This is a genomic window from Streptomyces spectabilis (assembly GCF_008704795.1).
GTDB classification, from domain to species: domain Bacteria; phylum Actinomycetota; class Actinomycetes; order Streptomycetales; family Streptomycetaceae; genus Streptomyces; species Streptomyces spectabilis.
This window is the reverse complement of the sequence record NZ_CP023690.1, coordinates 4,630,391-4,647,847: the sequence shown is the minus strand read 5'-3', so window position 1 is coordinate 4,647,847 and position 17,457 is coordinate 4,630,391. Positions and strand designations below refer to the sequence as shown.

General features: G+C 71.0%; 19 protein-coding genes. 11 read left to right on the top strand and 8 right to left on the bottom strand.

The genetic code is table 11. The features are described 5' to 3' along the window. Together CP982_RS20135 and CP982_RS20130 are read right to left on the bottom strand one after the other, a co-directional pair. The gene (locus CP982_RS20135) at nt 1–471 is read right to left on the bottom strand and encodes a hypothetical protein (RefSeq protein WP_150511825.1); all 471 of its coding nucleotides are present in this window, start codon (nt 469–471) and stop codon (nt 1–3) included. A gap of 75 nt (nt 472–546) precedes the next feature. Further along, a complete protein-coding gene (locus CP982_RS20130) occupies nt 547–1,308 on the bottom strand; it encodes a phosphoglyceromutase (protein ID WP_030682335.1) in 762 nt (253 codons plus the stop codon). A gap of 174 nt (nt 1,309–1,482) precedes the next feature. On the opposite strand from CP982_RS20130, the gene CP982_RS20125 reads away from it, so the two are divergent. The 3 genes from CP982_RS20125 (at nt 1,483) to CP982_RS20115 (ending at nt 3,346) form a co-directional block, all read left to right on the top strand. Continuing rightward, nucleotides 1,483–2,766 (top strand): MDR family MFS transporter, encoded by a 1,284-nt coding sequence (locus tag CP982_RS20125; protein WP_150511824.1) that lies wholly within the window; start codon nt 1,483–1,485, stop codon nt 2,764–2,766. 74 nt (nt 2,767–2,840) lie between these two features. After that, nucleotides 2,841–3,089, top strand: a complete 249-nt coding sequence (locus CP982_RS20120; RefSeq protein ID WP_150511823.1) for a hypothetical protein — start codon at nt 2,841–2,843, stop codon at nt 3,087–3,089. 65 nt (nt 3,090–3,154) lie between these two features. Then, on the top strand, nt 3,155–3,346 hold the full coding sequence (locus CP982_RS20115) for a hypothetical protein (RefSeq protein WP_150515591.1): 192 nt from the start codon (nt 3,155–3,157) through the stop codon (nt 3,344–3,346). Between the two features lie 17 nt (nt 3,347–3,363). Here CP982_RS20115 and CP982_RS20110 read toward each other — a convergent pair whose 3' ends face one another. After that, complete coding sequence (locus tag CP982_RS20110; protein WP_150511822.1) at nt 3,364–5,013, bottom strand: glycosyl hydrolase family 28-related protein; 1,650 nt, start codon at nt 5,011–5,013, stop codon at nt 3,364–3,366. Between the two features lie 324 nt (nt 5,014–5,337). Between CP982_RS20110 and CP982_RS20105 the strand changes: the two genes are divergently transcribed. Further along, complete coding sequence (locus CP982_RS20105; protein ID WP_150511821.1) at nt 5,338–5,553, top strand: DUF397 domain-containing protein; 216 nt, start codon at nt 5,338–5,340, stop codon at nt 5,551–5,553. A 228-nt stretch (nt 5,554–5,781) separates the two neighbouring features. Here the strand turns inward: CP982_RS20105 and CP982_RS20100 are convergent, their stop codons facing one another. From CP982_RS20100 to phoU, 4 genes are all read right to left on the bottom strand, one after another. Continuing rightward, a complete protein-coding gene (locus CP982_RS20100; protein WP_150511820.1) occupies nt 5,782–6,237 on the bottom strand; it encodes a hypothetical protein in 456 nt (151 codons plus the stop codon). Nucleotides 6,238–6,274: 37 nt separating this feature from the next. Continuing rightward, a complete protein-coding gene (locus CP982_RS20095) occupies nt 6,275–7,129 on the bottom strand; it encodes a helix-turn-helix domain-containing protein (protein WP_150511819.1) in 855 nt (284 codons plus the stop codon). Between the two features lie 296 nt (nt 7,130–7,425). Then, nucleotides 7,426–7,827, bottom strand: a complete 402-nt coding sequence (locus CP982_RS20090) for a hypothetical protein (RefSeq protein WP_150511818.1) — start codon at nt 7,825–7,827, stop codon at nt 7,426–7,428. A gap of 1,060 nt (nt 7,828–8,887) precedes the next feature. Then, nucleotides 8,888–9,568 (bottom strand): phosphate signaling complex protein PhoU, encoded by a 681-nt coding sequence (gene phoU, locus CP982_RS20085; RefSeq protein ID WP_150511817.1) that lies wholly within the window; start codon nt 9,566–9,568, stop codon nt 8,888–8,890. Nucleotides 9,569–9,863: 295 nt separating this feature from the next. On the opposite strand from phoU, the gene phoR reads away from it, so the two are divergent. Next, entirely contained in the window at nt 9,864–11,129 is a 1,266-nt protein-coding gene (gene phoR, locus CP982_RS20080; RefSeq protein ID WP_150511816.1) for a two-component system sensor histidine kinase PhoR, read from the top strand. Next, nucleotides 11,126–11,806, top strand: coding sequence for a two-component system response regulator PhoP (gene phoP, locus CP982_RS20075; RefSeq protein ID WP_030682312.1), 681 nt, complete (start codon nt 11,126–11,128; stop codon nt 11,804–11,806). The genes phoR and phoP overlap by 4 nt, the downstream gene beginning before the upstream one ends. A gap of 146 nt (nt 11,807–11,952) precedes the next feature. Here the strand turns inward: phoP and CP982_RS20070 are convergent, their stop codons facing one another. Next, complete coding sequence (locus CP982_RS20070) at nt 11,953–12,699, bottom strand: copper chaperone PCu(A)C domain-containing protein (RefSeq protein ID WP_150511815.1); 747 nt, start codon at nt 12,697–12,699, stop codon at nt 11,953–11,955. A gap of 663 nt (nt 12,700–13,362) precedes the next feature. On the opposite strand from CP982_RS20070, the gene CP982_RS20060 reads away from it, so the two are divergent. The 5 genes from CP982_RS20060 to cysS all read left to right on the top strand — a co-directional run bounded on the left by CP982_RS20060 (nt 13,363) and on the right by cysS (nt 17,406). Further along, nucleotides 13,363–13,845 carry a CarD family transcriptional regulator gene (locus tag CP982_RS20060; RefSeq protein WP_003953493.1) on the top strand — a complete coding sequence of 161 codons (483 nt, stop codon included), beginning with the start codon at nt 13,363–13,365 and terminating at the stop codon, nt 13,843–13,845. Nucleotides 13,846–14,190: 345 nt separating this feature from the next. Continuing rightward, nucleotides 14,191–14,928, top strand: a complete 738-nt coding sequence (gene ispD, locus CP982_RS20055; RefSeq protein ID WP_150511814.1) for a 2-C-methyl-D-erythritol 4-phosphate cytidylyltransferase — start codon at nt 14,191–14,193, stop codon at nt 14,926–14,928. Continuing rightward, nucleotides 14,918–15,418, top strand: coding sequence for a 2-C-methyl-D-erythritol 2,4-cyclodiphosphate synthase (gene ispF, locus CP982_RS20050; RefSeq protein ID WP_150511813.1), 501 nt, complete (start codon nt 14,918–14,920; stop codon nt 15,416–15,418). The genes ispD and ispF overlap by 11 nt, the downstream gene beginning before the upstream one ends. A gap of 97 nt (nt 15,419–15,515) precedes the next feature. After that, nucleotides 15,516–15,920, top strand: coding sequence for a PPOX class F420-dependent oxidoreductase (locus CP982_RS20045; protein WP_150511812.1), 405 nt, complete (start codon nt 15,516–15,518; stop codon nt 15,918–15,920). A gap of 79 nt (nt 15,921–15,999) precedes the next feature. After that, the gene (gene cysS / locus CP982_RS20040) at nt 16,000–17,406 is read left to right on the top strand and encodes a cysteine--tRNA ligase (RefSeq protein ID WP_150511811.1); all 1,407 of its coding nucleotides are present in this window, start codon (nt 16,000–16,002) and stop codon (nt 17,404–17,406) included. Nucleotides 17,407–17,457 lie beyond the last annotated feature (51 nt).

Sequence of the window (17,457 nt, the reverse complement as noted above, 5' to 3'; positions counted from 1 at the left end):
TCAGGCCCTGCGGCGTCGTCCCGTCGCCCGACGCGGCAGCACCCGCCACAGCAGGAGCGCGCCGCACGCCAGCCCACCGAGGACGGCGAACTGCGCCCCCGGATGGTCCTCGACCCACATCCGCCCGCCCGGCCCGCGCCCCAAGGAGCCGAGCAGCCGCCCGTCGCGCCCCCGCACCAGACTCACGAGCGCCACGGTCGCGACCCCGCTCACCCCCGCCGCGAGGGCCGCCACGACCCACCGCCCCCGCTTCCGCGCGTCCATGGCCGCCGCCCACCCCACGAGCACCCCGAACCCGCACAGGCCCCCGAAGAGATACCCGCCCACGGCCCACGCCTCCCCGGCGAGCCGCCACAGCCGGTCCCCGAAGGCGACAGCGGCCCCCGCACCTCCGAGGAACACCCCCCACGCCAGTGGCGCGGCCCACCGCTCGGCCACACTCGAAGAACGGCCCTGACTGGCCTTGCGCATAAGGGACACCACCACATAAGAAGAACCCCCGCCCACGGCTTCCCGAGGACAGGGGTCTTCGTTCGTACGGGAGGGCTACTTCTTCTTGCCCTGGTTCTTCACGGCCTCGATCGCGGCCTTCGCGGCCTCCGGGTCGAGGTAGGTGCCGCCCGGGTTCAGCGGCTTGAAGGCGGCGTCCAGGTCGTAGGCGAGCGGGATGCCGGTGGGGATGTTCAGGCCCGCGATGTCGGCGTCGGAGATGCCGTCGAGGTGCTTGACCAGGGCGCGCAGCGAGTTGCCGTGCGCGGCTACCAGGACGGTGCGGCCGGCCAGGAGGTCGGGGACGATGCCGTCGTACCAGTAGGGGAGCATGCGGACGACGACGTCCTTCAGACACTCCGTGCGGGGGCGCAGCTCCGGCGGGATGGAGGCGTAGCGCGGGTCGCCCGACTGGGAGAACTCGGTGCCGTCCTCGAGGGCGGGCGGCGGGGTGTCGTACGAGCGGCGCCAGAGCATGAACTGCTCCTCGCCGAACTCGGCGAGGGTCTGGGCCTTGTCCTTGCCCTGGAGGGCGCCGTAGTGGCGCTCGTTCAGACGCCAGCTGCGGTGGACGGGGATCCAGTGGCGGTCCGCGGACTCCAGCGCGAGCTGGGCCGTGCGGATGGCGCGCTTCTGGAGCGACGTGTGGACGACGTCGGGCAGCAGGCCCGCGTCCTTGAGCAGCTCGCCGCCGCGGACCGCCTCCTTCTCGCCCTTCTCGTTGAGGTTGACGTCCACCCAGCCGGTGAACAGGTTCTTCGCGTTCCATTCGCTCTCGCCGTGGCGGAGGAGGATCAGCTTGTACGGTGCGTCGGCCATGCCCACGAGCGTAATGGAACTCCGGAGGGGGCCGCGTCCCGGAGCGATTGACGCTACCTGTCAAATGAGTAGTCCGGAGGGACCGCGGTTGCGTAAGTTGTGACTGCCGTTCCCGACACTTACATCCCTGGCCGCCCCGGCGGCCGGGCCCGCACCGCCTCGGGGGATCCTCGTATGCCGCTCACCGCCGCAAGACGCGCCGTGAAGGAATCCGTGTCGGGGCTGCCCCCGGCGTTCTGGTGGCTGTGGACCAGCACCCTGGTGAACCGCCTCGGCGCCTTCGTGTCCACGTTCCTGGCGATCTACCTGACCCTGGAACAGGGCTACTCGGCCACGTACGCGGGCCTCGTCGCGGCCCTGCACGGGCTCGGCGGCGTCGTCTCCTCGCTCGGCGCGGGCGTCCTGACCGACCGCCTCGGACGGCGGCCCACGCTGCTCATCGCGCAGACGTCCACGGGTCTGTCCGTGGCGCTGCTCGGCTTCATGACCCACCCGGTGGCCATCGCGGCGGTGGCCTTCCTCGTGGGCATGGCCAGCAACGCCTCGCGCCCCGCCGTGCAGGCGATGATGGCCGACATCGTCCGGCCCGAGGACCGCGTCCGCGCGTTCTCGCTCAACTTCTGGGCCATCAACCTCGGCTTCGCCATCTCCTCGGCGGCCGCGGGCTTCATCGCCTCGTACAGCTACCTCGCGGGCTTCCTCCTGGAGGCCGCGATGACGCTCGCGTGCGCGGCCGTCATCTTCGTGAAGCTGCCGGAGTCGCGGCCCGCGCCCGTCGAGGGGGAGGCGGGCGACGAGCCGGAGGCCGGGCTCGGCACGGTGCTGCGGGACGGGCGCTTCATGGGCGTCGTCGGGCTCTCCTTCCTGGTCGCGCTGATCTTCCAGCAGGCGTACGTGGGACTGCCGGTGGCGATGGGCGAGGCGGGCTTCAAGCCGAGCGACTACGGCATCGCGATCGCCTTCAACGGCGTCATGATCGTGCTGTTGCAGATCCCGGTGACACGATTCATCGAACACCGGGACCCGCAGCGCCTGTTGGTGATCTCCTCGCTCGTGGCGGGCTACGGCTTCGGCCTCACGGCGTTCGCCGGATCGGTCGGCCTCATCACCCTCACGGTGTGCCTGTGGACGCTCGCCGAGATCGTCAACGCCCCCACCCAGACGGGCCTGGTCGTCCGCCTCTCGCCGACGCACGCGCGCGGCCGCTACCAGGGCATGTACACCATGTCCTGGGCGGTGGCGGCGCTCGCGGCCCCGCTGATCTCCGGCTCCGTCATCGACCGCCTGGGCGCGGACTGGCTGTGGGGCTTCTGCGCGGTCGTGGGCACGGTCGCGGCCCTCGGGTACTGGGGCCTGATGCGGAACCTCCCGGAGCCGGTGGCGCACGAGAGCGGGCCGCGGCCCCCGGCCGCCACGGAGAAGGCGGGGCGGTCCGAGAAGGCCGACGCCACCGGCTGAAAGCCCCGGTCCCGGCCGCTACGGTGAGATCAGCGCCGGGACCGTCCAGGGACCCCAGGGAGAGTGACCCGACCATGGCCGAACCACTGAAGACCTTCGTCGGCGGCGAGGAGGTCGAGGTGCCCAACACCATCCCGGACATCCGCGCCGCCCTCCCCGAGGACAGGCGCGCGGACTTCGACCGGGCCATCAACGGAGCGGGCGTCGACGAGATCCACTCGGTGATGCGGCACTGGATGCTGGAGGCCGTGCCCGACCCGGAGGCCGAGGCGGTCCTCGACCGCCTCGCGGCCGACGAGGCCGAGAGGCGGAGCATCGCGTGAGCCGTCACCGGAGCCGGAGCTACCGCATCACCTACGCGCCGCCCGCCGACGACACCCTCGCCAAGATGGGCGACGCCGACCAGTTCCGGGCGGCGATGGAGCGCACCCTCGGCCGCGACCCGTACGGGCACGGTTCGGCGTCCGTGGACCAGGAGCGGGACCGCAGGGAGGCGACGGTCGGCGGCGCGATCGTCCTCTACTACGTGTCGGGTTCGGTCCTGACGGTGACCGTCGTCCGCCTCGTCCCCTTCGGCTGAGCCCCCGCCGGGGCCCGTCAGCGCTCCAGGGCGCGCTGGGCCTCGTACAGATTCCGCGGCCGGACGGCGGCGGGCGAACCGTACGCCTCGATCCGGGAGTTGAGCTCCCCGGAGAAGTCCGGCACGTCGATCTGGTCGAACTCCCGTACGTGGGAGATGCCGACCGTGGCGCTGTACGGCGCGATGCCGTCAATTTTGACCAGTCCGGCGCGCTGGTTGACGACAGTGACGTTCCAGTGGGTGAACCGGGCTCCGTAGAGGGGCCCGGCGCTTGCGTCGCCGCCGTGCCGCCCGTCGTTGGTGACGACGATCTCCGTGCGGACGTTCGCGAACGGCATGCCCCGGTGCGTGTCGAAGGTGCCCGTCTCCATGTGGCCGCGCGACCAGACGTTGTACGAGGACAGACCCTCCACGTTGATGCCGTGCAGCTGCGTCCCCGCGGGGGCGGGCACGGTCCGCCGCTCGATACGGAAGTCCTCGATCAGGTTGTCGTGCGAACCCTCGCGGCAGAAGTACGGGTGGTGCGCGCCGCGCCCGCCGACGGAGGTGCGGCGCAGGGTGCAGGCGGACGCGGCGACGAGCCCGAAGCCGTTGTCCACGTGGCGCACGCGCACGTCGTCGGCCCAGCAGTCGTACGCGCACTGGAAGGTGACGCCGTTGAACCCCTTGTCGAGGAGGTGCGGCGACTGCGGCGTCCGGACGGCCTCCAGGGTGAGCCCTTCGACGCCGGAGCCGGTCAGGGCGGTCACATGGGTGGTGAGGAGCGGCTCCCACTCGGGCCGCACGTCGAGCGGCAGCGGCCGTTCGAGGGCGACCTCGCGCCCCCGCACCCCGGCGACCCGTACGGGCCATTCGTAGGGGACGTACGACGTCAGCTTCGTCTTGTCGTCCCAGACGTACGCCTCCGGGCCCGGGCCACCGCCCGCCATGTGCTCCAGGAGGGTGTGGCCGCGGTCGTCGGAGAGGCGGAGCAGGACGAGGTCGCCGGGGCGCACGCGCGCGGGGTCCGTGACGCGGACGGACCGGTCGCCGCGGCGGGCGGGGGAGACGGCGGTGAGGGCGCGCCACTGGTCCCGCTTGTTCCCGGTCCACCCCTCGAAGGGCCAGTCCTCGGCCCTGATCGCGGCGACGAGGGAGTCCCAACGCTGCTGCGGGCACAGCCAGATGAGCCCGCCGGCCCAGGACCAGCTGGACTTGTCCCCGCCGTAGCGGCTGCCGTAGGGGCCGATCAGCTCGGTGAGGTGGCGGGTGGCGACGAGCGTGGTGCGACCGCTGCCCGCGCCGCGCAGGACGACGCCGTCGTGGGCGATCCGGAGGACGTCGTCGATCCGGTACGCGCCCGGTCCGAGCTGGACCGTGCCCCCGCCGGCCCTTCCGGCGGCGGCGAGGGCGCGATTGATCGCGGGCGCGGCGTCCGCCCCGGCGCCGGGCCGCGCGCCGTAGTGGCGGACGGGGAAGACGGCGCGCGGGCGACGGAAGCGACGGGCGCCACCGCGGTATCCGGCACGCCCCACGTACGGGATCTGCGGGTGCCCGTACGGATTCCCGGCGAACTCCCGCCACAGCTCGGCCGGTCGGGGCGCCGCGGCCGCTGCGGGCCCGGTCGCGACGGCGGCCGCGACGGCGGCGGCTCCCGCCAGGACACCGCGTCTGCTGAGGTCGGCCATAGTCCCCCCGGTTCCCACCGCCGCTCTCGCGGTCTATGTATATGAATGACGTTCATGTCTGCGTTGGGCGGGAGCATGCCATGCGGCTGACGCTGGAGGGAAGACGTCGTACGAGCGTCTGTTTCGGAGCCGTCGGGTGCGTGGTGTGTGCCGTGGCCGGTAGCGGCCTGTTGAAGTGGGCGCCACAGCGGGTAGGACCTGTTACACGTACAGCGCTTCTCGGAACGAGCCTTGCGTTGGCAGGGGCCTGGGGCGCCCAGCGCGGTCTCCCGACGCAGCAGGCTGCCAGGAGAGCGGCACCTTGGTGGGTGAGAGGGGGCGGCATTGGCTGAGGATCGGGGTGCGGTTTCCTGGCGGAGGAGTAGCTACAGCAACAGAGACAACGACCCAAATTGCTGTGAGGTGGCAGTGTGCCCCGGGGTGGTCTTGGTACGTGACTCGACGCGCACGGACGACCCCATGCTCACCTTCACCAGGAGTGCCTGGCTCTTGGCGCTAGCGTTGTTCTCGGACCTGGGGCGATACCAGGCGCGGCGATGAACGACTCGGACACGACCGGATGCGCGATGAGTAGTCAGCGGCGAGAGTCGGCGAAGGGCGGGGAACCCGGGATCTTCGGGTACTGCCTGGTGACCGGCGCGCTCGCCTCGGCTTTCGGCGCGGGTGCGTCCCTGCTGGGCGGAAGCGCGTGGGTGCGGTTGGCCATCTGGCTGGCGGTGCTGGTGGCGGCGGCCGCTGCCGCGGGCTGGTGGTGGACCAAGTCCCCTGCTAGGGCACGTCATTGGGTGGTGGGTCTCTGGGCGCGTCCGGTAGGGAGGGACGCACCGTCTCGAAAAGCTTGATGAACGTTCTGACCAGCATCGGTGCTCCCGTCATGGTGCCGAACCAGCAGATCTCTGGCGGAACGCCCATCCGTATGCCGGCGTAGGCGATCAGGACCGAGACGGCGGAGAAGAAGACGATCGCCACCACGAGGAAGCGGATGACACGCATCATGTCGTCCGTGTGTGCGCGCCTGCGCCGAATCCTGCTGTCGGCCTCCGCCTTCTTCCAACGGAGTAGCCGTGCGCATGTCTCGCGGCCGTTGAGCAGCAGTCCGACGACCGCGGACAGCTCCGCCGGGTCGCGGGGCCCAGGGGCGGCGGGGCGTGTGGTGCTGACGCGCGCGGGATCGGGCCTCAGCTCCGGTCCGCCGCGCTTGGCGCGCCCCTTCTTCATCGTCATGCCTTCCCCTGAGCCCCGCCACCACACTGATGTGGCTTCAGGTGCGCTGGAATTGTTCGATGAGGCCGTCGATCAATGCTGCGGAGTCCTCCTCGGGGAGCGCTTTGCTCCGCAAGTCCTCGAAGCACTCCTGATAGCGGGCCACGATCTCGCGGTCGTCCCGGATCGTGGACACGCCGCCGGGGCCCGCCACGTAGAGGACGTCCTCGTCGTCCTGGAAACCCAGCAGGAAGAAACTGCTGTCCAAGCTGTCGTGAGCACCCGCAGTGAAGGGCAGGACACGCAGGATGGCCCTGCCCTCCGTGATCAGCTCTTTCAGGAAGGCCAGTTGGCGGCGCATGACCGCCGGCCCGCCGACCTGGCGGCGCAACGCCGCCTCGTCCAGGATCATCTCCACTCGGGGGCCGCCCTCTTGGAAGATCCGCTCCTGCCGGGCCAGACGGAGGTCGATGCGCTGCTGGGCTTTGGAGATGGGCTGGCCGACCTCGAAAAGCGCGGTGATGTAGTCCGCGGTCTGCAGGTGTCCGGGGATCAGGCTCGGGTGATAGCCGCGGATGTCCGTCGCCGCGCTCTCATAGCCCAGGTACTGGGTGAACGGCTGGCTGATGACGTCCTTGTAATCCGTCCACCAGGACTGGCCCTTGCTGCCCCGGGCGGCCTCTTCCAGCTCGGCGACGACGCCTGGGTCGTCGACTCCGTACTCGTGGAGCATCGCGCGCAGGTCCGTGACCGAGAGGCTCACCGTGCCCGCTTCGATGCGGATGAGCTTCGACAGCGACCACTCCAGAGTGTCCGCCGCCTCGCGCTGAGTCAGACCGCGTTTGTCACGTGCCGCCTTGAGGGCGAGACGCAGCTTGCGGCGATTGAGGCTCGGGTCCACGACCGTGGGCATGGTGCTCCTTCGACTGTGTGACAGCGGGTCTGCACTTAGGGTGTCGAAACCTACCCATCGTACGGGTTCATTCAGCCGTCATCACTTCGAGGTACTCTAATGGCCCATGCTTGACAGCCGCCGTCGGGGAGCTCATACCCAAAAGACATATGGCTAATCGACCTCGGCTGGAGTAGACCTGAAGGGTGCCGAGCATCACGCGGCACGGGTCCTCCGAGGGCCTGTCGGCGGGCGGCGGCGAGGGCTCTACGTGCGGGGTAGCCCTGCTTCGCGTCAGTCCGTGTGCCCGGCGTCGGTCAGCGGGTGACGTACAGGTGCTGCCAGGCTCCGTGCGTCGTCGAGCTGACGTTGTCGCCCGACGTGCCGTCGGGGTGCAGCTTGAAGCATGTCGCGGCTTCTCCTTGCCAGCGGCCGTCCGCGTAGATCTGGATCTCCAGGCGCTGCTTGCGGCCTGGCGGTACGTCATCTTCATCGCGCGGAGCGGAAACCGTGACGGGGGCGTACGCCGTAGCCTTCGTGTTCGCCGCCTTCGTACGGGAGTCGCCCGCGCCGCACGAGTCGGCCCGGATCTCGGCCATGCGGTCTTGTACGTCTTGCCCAAGCGGGCCGTGAACGCTCACGCCGGAGTCGTAGACCTTGCCGCTCTCGTCCAGGGGGAGCGTCGTCGCGTCGCGGCCGACGTCGACGTAGACAGCCACCCGGGCCGGGCGTTCATGCCGTCACTCGCGTATGCGGGCGAGGGGCTTGCCGCGTTACGTCTTCGCGGGCGCAGCCGACGTCGCTCGGGCAGCGGTCTGCCGGGCTCGAGCAGGGCCGAGTGAGGGGGGCGGGCAGGGTCTCGTCAGAGTCCGCCGCAGCCGTCGCGGCGAGCGCAGCGGAGGCCCCACAGGAAGCACGAAAACGGTCACGGGTCGACTGCCCAGGCTGAGACGCCCCGTTGCACAGCGCAAATCGAGCCATGTCTATGACGAGGGAGGCGGGGGTTGCACGGGAGGCGGCGAGCGGCGCGCTTGGGGCTTGGCGCGCTCGTGTGCGCCGTTGACGCGCCCCGTTGCTCGATGCATGGAATGGATAGCAGGCAGTACGCCTCACGCCTTCGAGGAGGAGACCATGGCCGAATCCCCCGAGCGCGACACCTGTACGAACGGTTGCCAGTGCGGTCCTGGCTGTAGCTGTGGCTGTCAGTCGGGTGGGCCCTGCCAGTGCGGCGGCGGCTGCGGCTGACGCTCCGCTGGGCCAGCCAACGACGGGCGCCGGGCCCTGGCCCTGCGCCCGTCCCCCTGCCCGGCCACGCCCCCCTCCGGGGGCCTCTCCCACCCGCCCACCCGAAACTCCTTGGCTTCGCCGGGCCCAGCCGGGCGCGTGACCTGGTGGGGGCGGGCGGGTGGGACCGCCCCGGCGCTCGGCGCGGAGCCTTGCGTGGCGGCCTAGGGGCCGGTGCGCCGGGTGGGGCCACCCGGCCTCGGTGTGAGGCCTGTCGTCGGTGGATGGGCCTCTGTCCGGGTGGAGGCGGGCGGGTGGGACCGCCCCCGGCGCGCGGAGCGCGGGCACCGGTCAGGACCGACAGCCCCTGCGCCAGCCGAGCCCAGCGCACCGGCGGAGCCCAGTGCACACGGCGGAGCCCAGCGCAAGGAGCCGAGCTCAGCGCAAGAGGCCGAGCCCAGCGCCCCCAGCGGAGTCCAGCGCTCCCGGCCGTGCCCCACGCACAGGGCGGCGCTCAGCCCACCCGGCCGCGCCCCACCCGCCCGCGCCCAGGGATCAGGCCCCCTCCACCGGCGCGTTGCCCGACTGGAGCTCGTCCGCGTGCTCGCCGGTCACCAGGTACACGACCCGGTTCGCCACCGACACCGCGTGGTCCGCGAACCGCTCGTAGTAGCGGCCGAGCAGCGTCACGTCGACCGCGGTCTCGATGCCGTGCTTCCAGCGGTCGTCCATGAGGTGCTGGAAGAGCGTGCGGTGCAGCAGGTCCATCTCGTCGTCGTCCTGCTCCAGCTGGAGCGCCAGGTCGACGTCCTTGGTGATGATGACCTCCGCCGCCTTGGCCATCAGGCGCTGTGCGAGCTGGCCCATCTCCAGGATGGTCGCGTGCAGGTCGCGCGGCACCGGCGACTCCGGGAAGCGCAGCCGCGCGAGCTTCGCCACGTGCTGGGCGAGGTCGCCGGAGCGCTCCAGGTCGGCGCTCATGCGCAGCGAGGTCACGACGATGCGCAGATCGGTGGCGACGGGCTGCTGGCGGGCCAGCAGGGCTATCGCGCGGGCCTCCAGGTCGTGCTGGAGGTCGTCGACCTTCTGGTCGGCGGCGATCACGCTCTCCGCCAGCTTCAGATCCGCATCGAGCATGGCCGTGGTGGCGCGCCCGATCGCCGACCCGACGAGCCGGGCCATCTCGACCAGTCCCTCGCCGATCGAGTCAAGTTCCTCGTGGTACGCGTCACGCATCTGGCTGTCCCTCTCTCGTACGTCACAGGGGCTGGCCCCTACGTCATCAGGGGTTCTCCCCTACGCTCCCACGGTGTGACGCGGACGCGTCCGTTACCGGCATCACAAGTGAATCGCCCCTGTCGTCGAGGTGAACGCTGGGCGACGCCCCCTCCGCGCCGGATTCAGCCGCTCCGCCACCCCGGCCATGCAAAATGAACCATCACTGTCCCCTCGGTGAACTCTGAGCGACGACTGTTCGAGGGGCCACTCGGATGGCTGTGGCTGGTGCTCCGACCCCGCATAACCTGGAGGCATGGACGTGAACGCGGCGGTCGCCGCAGCGGCAGCGATCGCCGGGGTGTGCACCGGTGTCATCGCCATGCTGGCGTTCCGCTGGAGCGAACGCGACCAGAAACGCCCCACCAGGACCTCCCTGCACACAGACGCAGTGCTGCCACCAGGCGTCGACACCGTGCTCTCCGTGCTGCGCTCCTCCGCCGTCGTCCTCGACGAGGCGGACAGCGTGGTCAAGGCCAGCTCGGCCGCGTACGCGCTCGGTCTCGTGCGCGGCGGGAAGCTGGCCGTCGAGCCGATGCTCCAGATGGCCCGGGACACCCGGCGCGACGGCGAGATACGACAGGTCGAGCTGGACCTGCCGCGCCGTGGCACCGGCAGGGGCGACGCCCTCGCGGTCTCCGCGCGCGTGGCCCCGCTCGGCTCCCGGCTCGTACTGCTGCTCGTCGAGGACCTCACCGAGGCCCGTCGCATCGAGGCCGTGCGCCGCGACTTCGTGGCGAACGTGAGCCATGAGCTGAAGACCCCGGTGGGCGCCCTCAGCCTGCTCTCCGAGGCCGTCATGGACGCCGCGGACGACCCCGAGGCCGTCGAGCGCTTCGCGGGCCGCATGCAGAACGAGGCGACCCGCCTGACCAACCTCGTGCAGGAGCTGATCGACCTCTCCCGGGTGCAGAACGACGACCCCCTGGAGGACGCCGAGCCCGTCCGCGTGGACGAGCTCGTCGCCGAGGCCATCGACCGCTGCCGCCACCAGGCGGGCACCAAGCAGATCACGATGGCCGCCGGAGGCACCGCGGAGCTGCACGTCTGGGGCAACCGCGGCCAGCTCGCCGCGGCCCTCGGCAACCTCGTCGAGAACGCCGTGAACTACTCGCCCGCCCGCACGCGCGTGGGGATCGCCGCCCGGCGGGTCAACGCCCCCGGCGGGGACCTCATCGAGGTCGCGGTCACGGACCAGGGCATCGGCATCTCGGACAAGGACAAGGAGCGCATCTTCGAGCGCTTCTACCGCGTCGACCCGGCCCGCTCCCGCGCCACCGGCGGCACGGGACTCGGCCTCGCCATCGTCAAGCACGTGGCGGCCTCGCACGGCGGGGAGGTCACCGTGTGGAGCTCGGAGGGACAGGGCTCCACCTTCACCCTGCGCCTGCCCGAGGCGGGCGCGACCCGCGACCGCGGAGCCGGGCACGGCCCCGGCCGTGAGGGCGCATACCAGGGCGCCAGGCCCGACGACACAACCGCATACGAACCCATTCCTGCCGCCCCGGAGGTCCTTCCGTGACCCGAGTGCTCGTCGTCGAGGACGAGGAATCCTTCAGCGACGCCCTGTCGTACATGCTCCGCAAAGAGGGCTTCGAGGTCGCGATCGCGGCCACCGGCCCGGACGGACTCGACGAATTCGAGCGCAATGGCGCCGACCTCGTCCTGCTCGACCTGATGCTGCCGGGCCTGCCCGGCACGGAGGTCTGCCGCCAGCTGCGCAGCCGCTCCAACGTCCCGGTGATCATGGTCACCGCCAAGGACAGCGAGATCGACAAGGTCGTCGGACTCGAAATAGGAGCCGATGACTACGTCACCAAGCCCTTCTCGTCGCGCGAGCTGGTGGCCCGCATCCGCGCCGTCCTGCGGCGCCGGGGAGAGCCGGAGGAGGTCACCCCGCAGGCCCTGGAGGCGGGCCCGGTTCGCATGGACGTCGACCGGCACGTGGTCACGGTCTCCGGCTCCAAGGTCGACCTGCCCCTCAAGGAGTTCGACCTCCTGGAGATGCTGCTGCGCAACGCGGGCCGCGTCCTGACCCGCATGCAGCTCATCGACCGCGTCTGGGGCGCCGACTACGTGGGCGACACCAAGACGCTCGACGTCCACGTCAAGCGCCTGCGCGCCAAGATCGAGCCGGACCCCGGCGCCCCCCGCTACCTGGTGACGGTACGAGGCCTGGGCTACAAGTTCGAGCCGTAAACCACCCCGAGCAGGAGCGCCCCGAAGGGGCGCGGGGAACTGCGCGCCCAGCCACACACGGCCCGCAGGTCACAGACGGACACAGATACGCGGAAGGGCGGGAACCCCTCGGGGTTCCCGCCCTTCCGCGCGCTACGTGCGAAACCTCAGTGCCCAGCGGCCTCGTGCGAGGCACCGGCCTCCGCGTCCGCCCCGTCGGCAGGCGCCTGCGCCTCGCCGGACTGCTGCGACTCGGGCGAGCCCGACGCGCCGCCCGCCGGAGTGCCCGAGGCCCCCTCGGAAGGCTTGCCCGAGGGCTTGCCGGAGGGCTTGCCGGAAGGGGAGCCGGACGGCTTGGCGTCCGGCGCCTTCGGCAGCTCGGTCGGCCCCCACTTCTCGAAGTAGCTCTCGGCCGGGACGACGAACGTCTTCAGCTTGACGTCACCGGTCTTGCTGAAGCCGAAGGTGACGGGCTGCGCGTTGCCGTCCTCGACGGACTCGCGGCTGCTCGGCAGGACGGCGGACGCGTTGTCCTTACCGCCGATGACGATGGAGCCGCCGGCGGGGACGACCAGGCCGCCGCCCTTGCCCTTCTTGCCGGGGCGGTCGCCCTTGGCGGGGCTCAGGGCGGCCTTCTTGCCGGTGCCGTCGACCGTGACCGACTCCAGGACCTGGTCGGTGCGGCCGTTGTTGAAGACGGTCGCGGCGACCACGGCGGGGCCCGTCGACTCGCGGTCCGGCTGCGTGATGATCATGGCGTTCTGGATCTTGATGTCGCCGACGGCGGTCGCCGCGTTGTCCGGCTTGATCTCGATCGTCTGCGCGTTGTTCCCGGCACCGCACGCGGTGAGCGAGGCGAGCGAGATCGCGAGGGCGGTGGCGGCGAGGGCGCCGCGTCGAAGGCTGCGGCTCACGGCGGCGGCAACTCCTTGAACGTGGGCGATACAGGGCGGGCGGGTTGCCCTAAGGGTGTGTCAGCGCGCTTAGGTTACCGAGCCGTTCCCGCGCCGCCGCACCCGACCCGCCCCTCGGAGTCACGAGCCTCCGGCGGCTCTGGCGCCCCACACTTCCCATTGGCCTCACGTTTCGACATTCGTATAACCGCGTCAGTGGTGTCTCCGGGATTTCCCCTAAGGAATGTGCGGCGGACCGGAAATTGATCAGTGGGTGGATCATCGGGGTAACGGCAAGCGCATCGGAGCGCGGTTCCGGCGCATCGGCGCCCGTGCTTCTTGATCAATTTCAGATTCGCTCCGGCGGGGCCCGCACTTCGCCGCTCACCGGCGGACGTACACGTGTCCCCGGTCACCGAACGGAGTAGCGGAAGTTCACCTGAGGGAACCCGGCAAACCGGGACGTTCGTCCCCTTGGGGCGCTCTCGCGGGGTGTGTAACGTGGGCGTTTCACCGCCGTCGGAGAGCGGCTCCGACCTGCGAATACCCCCTTCCGCACCCGGTCCGCAGCACGTTCCTGTTGCTGTTGTCAAGCCCCGAGATATGCCCTGACCTGCGAAAACGCCATTCAGAAGACGCCGTATCCGTGTTACCCTGGATAGCCACGGAAGGGGTACCTGTCACATGACGTTCAAGGTTGGCGACACCGTGGTCTATCCCCATCACGGGGCCGCGCTGATCGAGGCCATCGAAACTCGTCAGATCAAAGGCGTGGACAAGACCTACTTGGTGCTGAAGGTCGCCCAGGGCGACTTGACGGTACGTGTGCCAGCGGACAACGCGGAGTTCGTCGGTGTGCGTGATGTGGTCGGCCAGGACGGCCTGGACCGGGTCTTCGAAGTACTGCGCGCGCCGTACGCCGAAGAGCCCACGAACTGGTCGCGTCGCTACAAGGCAAATCTCGAGAAGCTCGCCTCCGGCGACGTCATCAAGGTCGCGGAAGTCGTCCGTGACCTGTGGCGCCGGGAGCGTGAGCGCGGACTGTCCGCCGGTGAGAAGCGCATGCTCGCCAAGGCGCGTCAGATCCTGGTGAGCGAGCTCGCCCTCGCGGAGAACACGAACGAGGACAAGGCCGAGGCCCTGCTCGACGAGGTCCTCGCGTCCTGACGACCGAAGCCGTCGCTCCGGCGCGTGCGGATACCGTGCCCCACGTGGGCCCGCGTCCGGAATGAAGGAACTGCCGCAGTGCCCGCCGACCCCTGAGGGGTGTCGCCGGGCACTGCGGCATGTTCGTACCCGAAAGGCGCCCGGGACCCGGGGGTCGCCGCGCCCCGCCGTCCCCCGGACTTCACCGGCGGTTGGTGGGCGAGGAAAGATCCCCCGGTACTTTGGCGTGCCGGGCTCGGGCAGCTGGCTCGACCAGATGTCACGGAAGGGTCCGGTCAAGGCGTCGCGCCCGGCACGGTGTGGCCATACCCATGTCGGCCGAGCGCACAAACCTGAACGGAACCGATGTCTGACGTAACCTCTCGCACCGCGGCCGTGATCCCCGCCGCGGGCCGCGGCGTACGCCTCGGCCCCGGTGCCCCCAAGGCCCTGCGCGCCCTCAGCGGCACGCCGATGCTCATCCACGCCGTACGCGCCATGGCCGCGTCGCGCGCCGTCTCGCTCGTCGTGGTCGTCGCCCCGCCGGACGGCGCCGCCGAGGTCAAGACGCTGCTCGCCGACCACGCGCTGCCCGAGCGCACCGACTTCGTCGTCGTGCCCGGCGGCGCCACCCGGCAGGAGTCGGTGAAGCTCGGCCTCGACGCCCTGCCGGCGGACGTCGGCATCGTCCTCGTGCACGACGCGGCCCGCCCGCTCGTGCCCGTCGACACCGTCGACGGCGTCATCGAGGCCGTCCGCGACGGGGCGCCCGCCGTCGTGCCCGCGCTGCCGGTCGCCGACACCGTCAAGGAGGTCGAGCCCGGTGCGCCGGGGGAGCCCGAGCCGGTCGTCGCCACGCCGGAGCGCGCGCGCCTGCGCGCCGTGCAGACCCCCCAGGGCTTCGACCGCGCCACCCTGGTCCGCGCCCACGGGGCCGCCGTCGTCGGTGAGGGCGCCACGGACGACGCCGGGCTCGTCGAGCGGCTCGGCGAGCCGGTCGTGCTCGTCCCCGGCCACGAGGAGGCGTTCAAGGTGACCCGCCCCCTCGACCTGGTGCTCGCCGAAGCCGTACTCGCCCGGAGGAGGGCCAACGATGGCTTCTGAACCGCCGCCCTACCCTCTGCCGCAGGTCGGCATCGGCACCGACGTCCACGCCTTCGAGGACGGCCGCGAGCTGTGGTGCGCCGGGCTCAAGTGGGAGGGCGAGGGCCCCGGCCTTGCCGGGCACTCCGACGCGGACGTCGTCGCGCACGCGGCGTGCAACGCGCTGTTCTCCGCCGCCGGGCTCGGCGACCTCGGCGCCCACTTCGGCACCGGCAGGCCCGAGTGGGCCGGGGCCTCGGGGCTCACGCTGCTCACCGAGGCCGCGCGGATCGTCCGCGCGGCCGGGTTCACCATCGGCAATGTCTCCGTTCAGGTGATCGGGGACCGGCCGAAGATCGGCAAGCGTCGCGAGGAGGCCCAGAAGGTCCTCTCGGACGCGGTGGGCGCCCCGGTCGCCGTCTCCGGCGCCACCACGGACGGCCTCGGCTTCCCCGGTCGCGGCGACGGCCTCGTCGGCATCGCGACGGCCCTGGTGGTCCGTACGGGCTGAGAGGGGGCCGAAACCAGCCCCGCCCCGTGGTGCGGGGCTGCCGGATCCGATAGGGGTACGACTCGTCCAGCGATCAACCAGGCCGAGGAGTGAAGCCATGTCCGCCGCACTGTCCGAAGACCTCAAGTCCCTGCTCGACACGCCCGTGTTCGTCACCGTCGCCACCATCCAGCCCGACGGCAGCCCCCAGCTCTCACCGGTCTGGGTGACGCGCGACGGCGACGACGTCCTCATCTCCACCACCATCGGGCGGCAGAAGGAGAAGAACCTGCGCCGTGACCCGCGCGTGACGGTGCTGTTCCAGCCCTTCGACGCCCCTTACACGTACGCGGAGATCCGCGGCACCGCCCAGCTGACCACCGAGGGCGGCCAGGAGCTGATCGACGAGCTGTCGCGTAAGTACACGGGCAAGGACTACGCCGACTTCAACCCGGCGTCCAAGGACGACGCGCAGCGCGTGGTCGTCCGCGTGACGCCCCGCAAGGTCGTCGGCCGCATCTGACGAGCCGGAACGTCACGGTTGCGTGCCCCGCGTCCCCCAAGGGAGCGGGGCACTGCCCGGCGCCCACTACCCTGGAGTGGTGACGATTCGCCTGTACGACACCAGCGCCCGGCAGATCCGTGACTTCCAGCCCCTCACCCCGGGCTGTGTCTCGATCTACCTGTGTGGCGCCACGGTGCAGGCTGCCCCGCACATCGGGCACATCCGGTCGGGCCTGAACTTCGACATCATGCGCCGCTGGTTCGACTACCGCGGCTACGACGTGACGTTCATCCGCAACGTCACGGACATCGACGACAAGATCATCTGGAAGTCCGCGGACCAGGGCCGCCCCTGGTGGTCCATCGGCTACGAGAACGAGCGCGCCTTCAACGACGGCTACGACGCCCTCGGCTGCCTCCCGCCCACCTACGAGCCCCGCGCCACCGGCCACGTCACCGAGATGGTCGAGATGATGCGCGGCCTCATCGAGCGCGGCCACGCCTACGAGGCCGACGGCAGCGTCTACTTCGACGTGCGCTCCTGGCCCCGGTACCTGGAGCTGTCGCGCCAGGACCTGGACAAGATGCAGCAGCCCGCCGAGGAGGGCATCACCGGCAAGCGCGACCCGCGCGACTTCGCCATGTGGAAGGCCGTCAAGCCGGGCGAGCCCGCCTGGGACACGCCCTTCGGCCCGGGCCGCCCCGGCTGGCACCTGGAGTGCTCGGCCATGGCGCACAAGTACCTGGGCAGCGCCTTCGACATCCACGGCGGCGGCATCGACCTGATCTTCCCGCACCACGAGAACGAGATCGCCCAGGCCAAGGCCTTCGGCGACGACTTCGCGACGTACTGGGTGCACAACGCCTGGGTCACCATGAGCGGCGAGAAGATGTCCAAGTCGCTCGGCAACTCGGTGCTCGTCTCCGAGATGGTCAAGCGCTGGCGCCCCATCGTCCTGCGCTACTACCTGGGCACCCCGCACTACCGCTCGATGATCGAGTACAGCGAGGAGGCCCTGCGCGAGGCCGAGGCGGCGTTCAGCCGCATCGAGGGCTTCGCGCAGCGCGTGGTGGAGCTGGCCGGGGGCGTCGTGGAGCCCACGGCCGAGGTGCCGCCCGCGTTCGCCGACGCGATGGACGACGACCTGGGCGTCCCGCAGGCGCTCGCGATCGTCCACACCACGGTCCGCCAGGGCAACTCCGCGCTCGCCGCGGACGACAAGGAGGCCGCCGTGGCGCGGCTCGCCGAGGTGCGGGCCATGCTGGGCGTCCTCGGCCTCGACCCGTTCGACCCGCACTGGGCGGCGGCCGGGAGCGAGGGCCCGGGCGACGAGCTGCACGGCGTCGTCGACACCCTCGTCCGGCTCGTGCTCGACCAGCGCGAGGCCGCGCGCGGCCGCAAGGACTGGGCCACCGCCGACGCCATCCGCGACCAGCTCGCCCAGGCGGGCCTCGCCATCGAGGACGGCCCCTCGGGGCCGCGCTGGACGCTCGGGTCGCGCTAGCCGGGACCCGCTGATGTGCCGCCCGGCCCGCTGGGCGGCACACTGCATGTA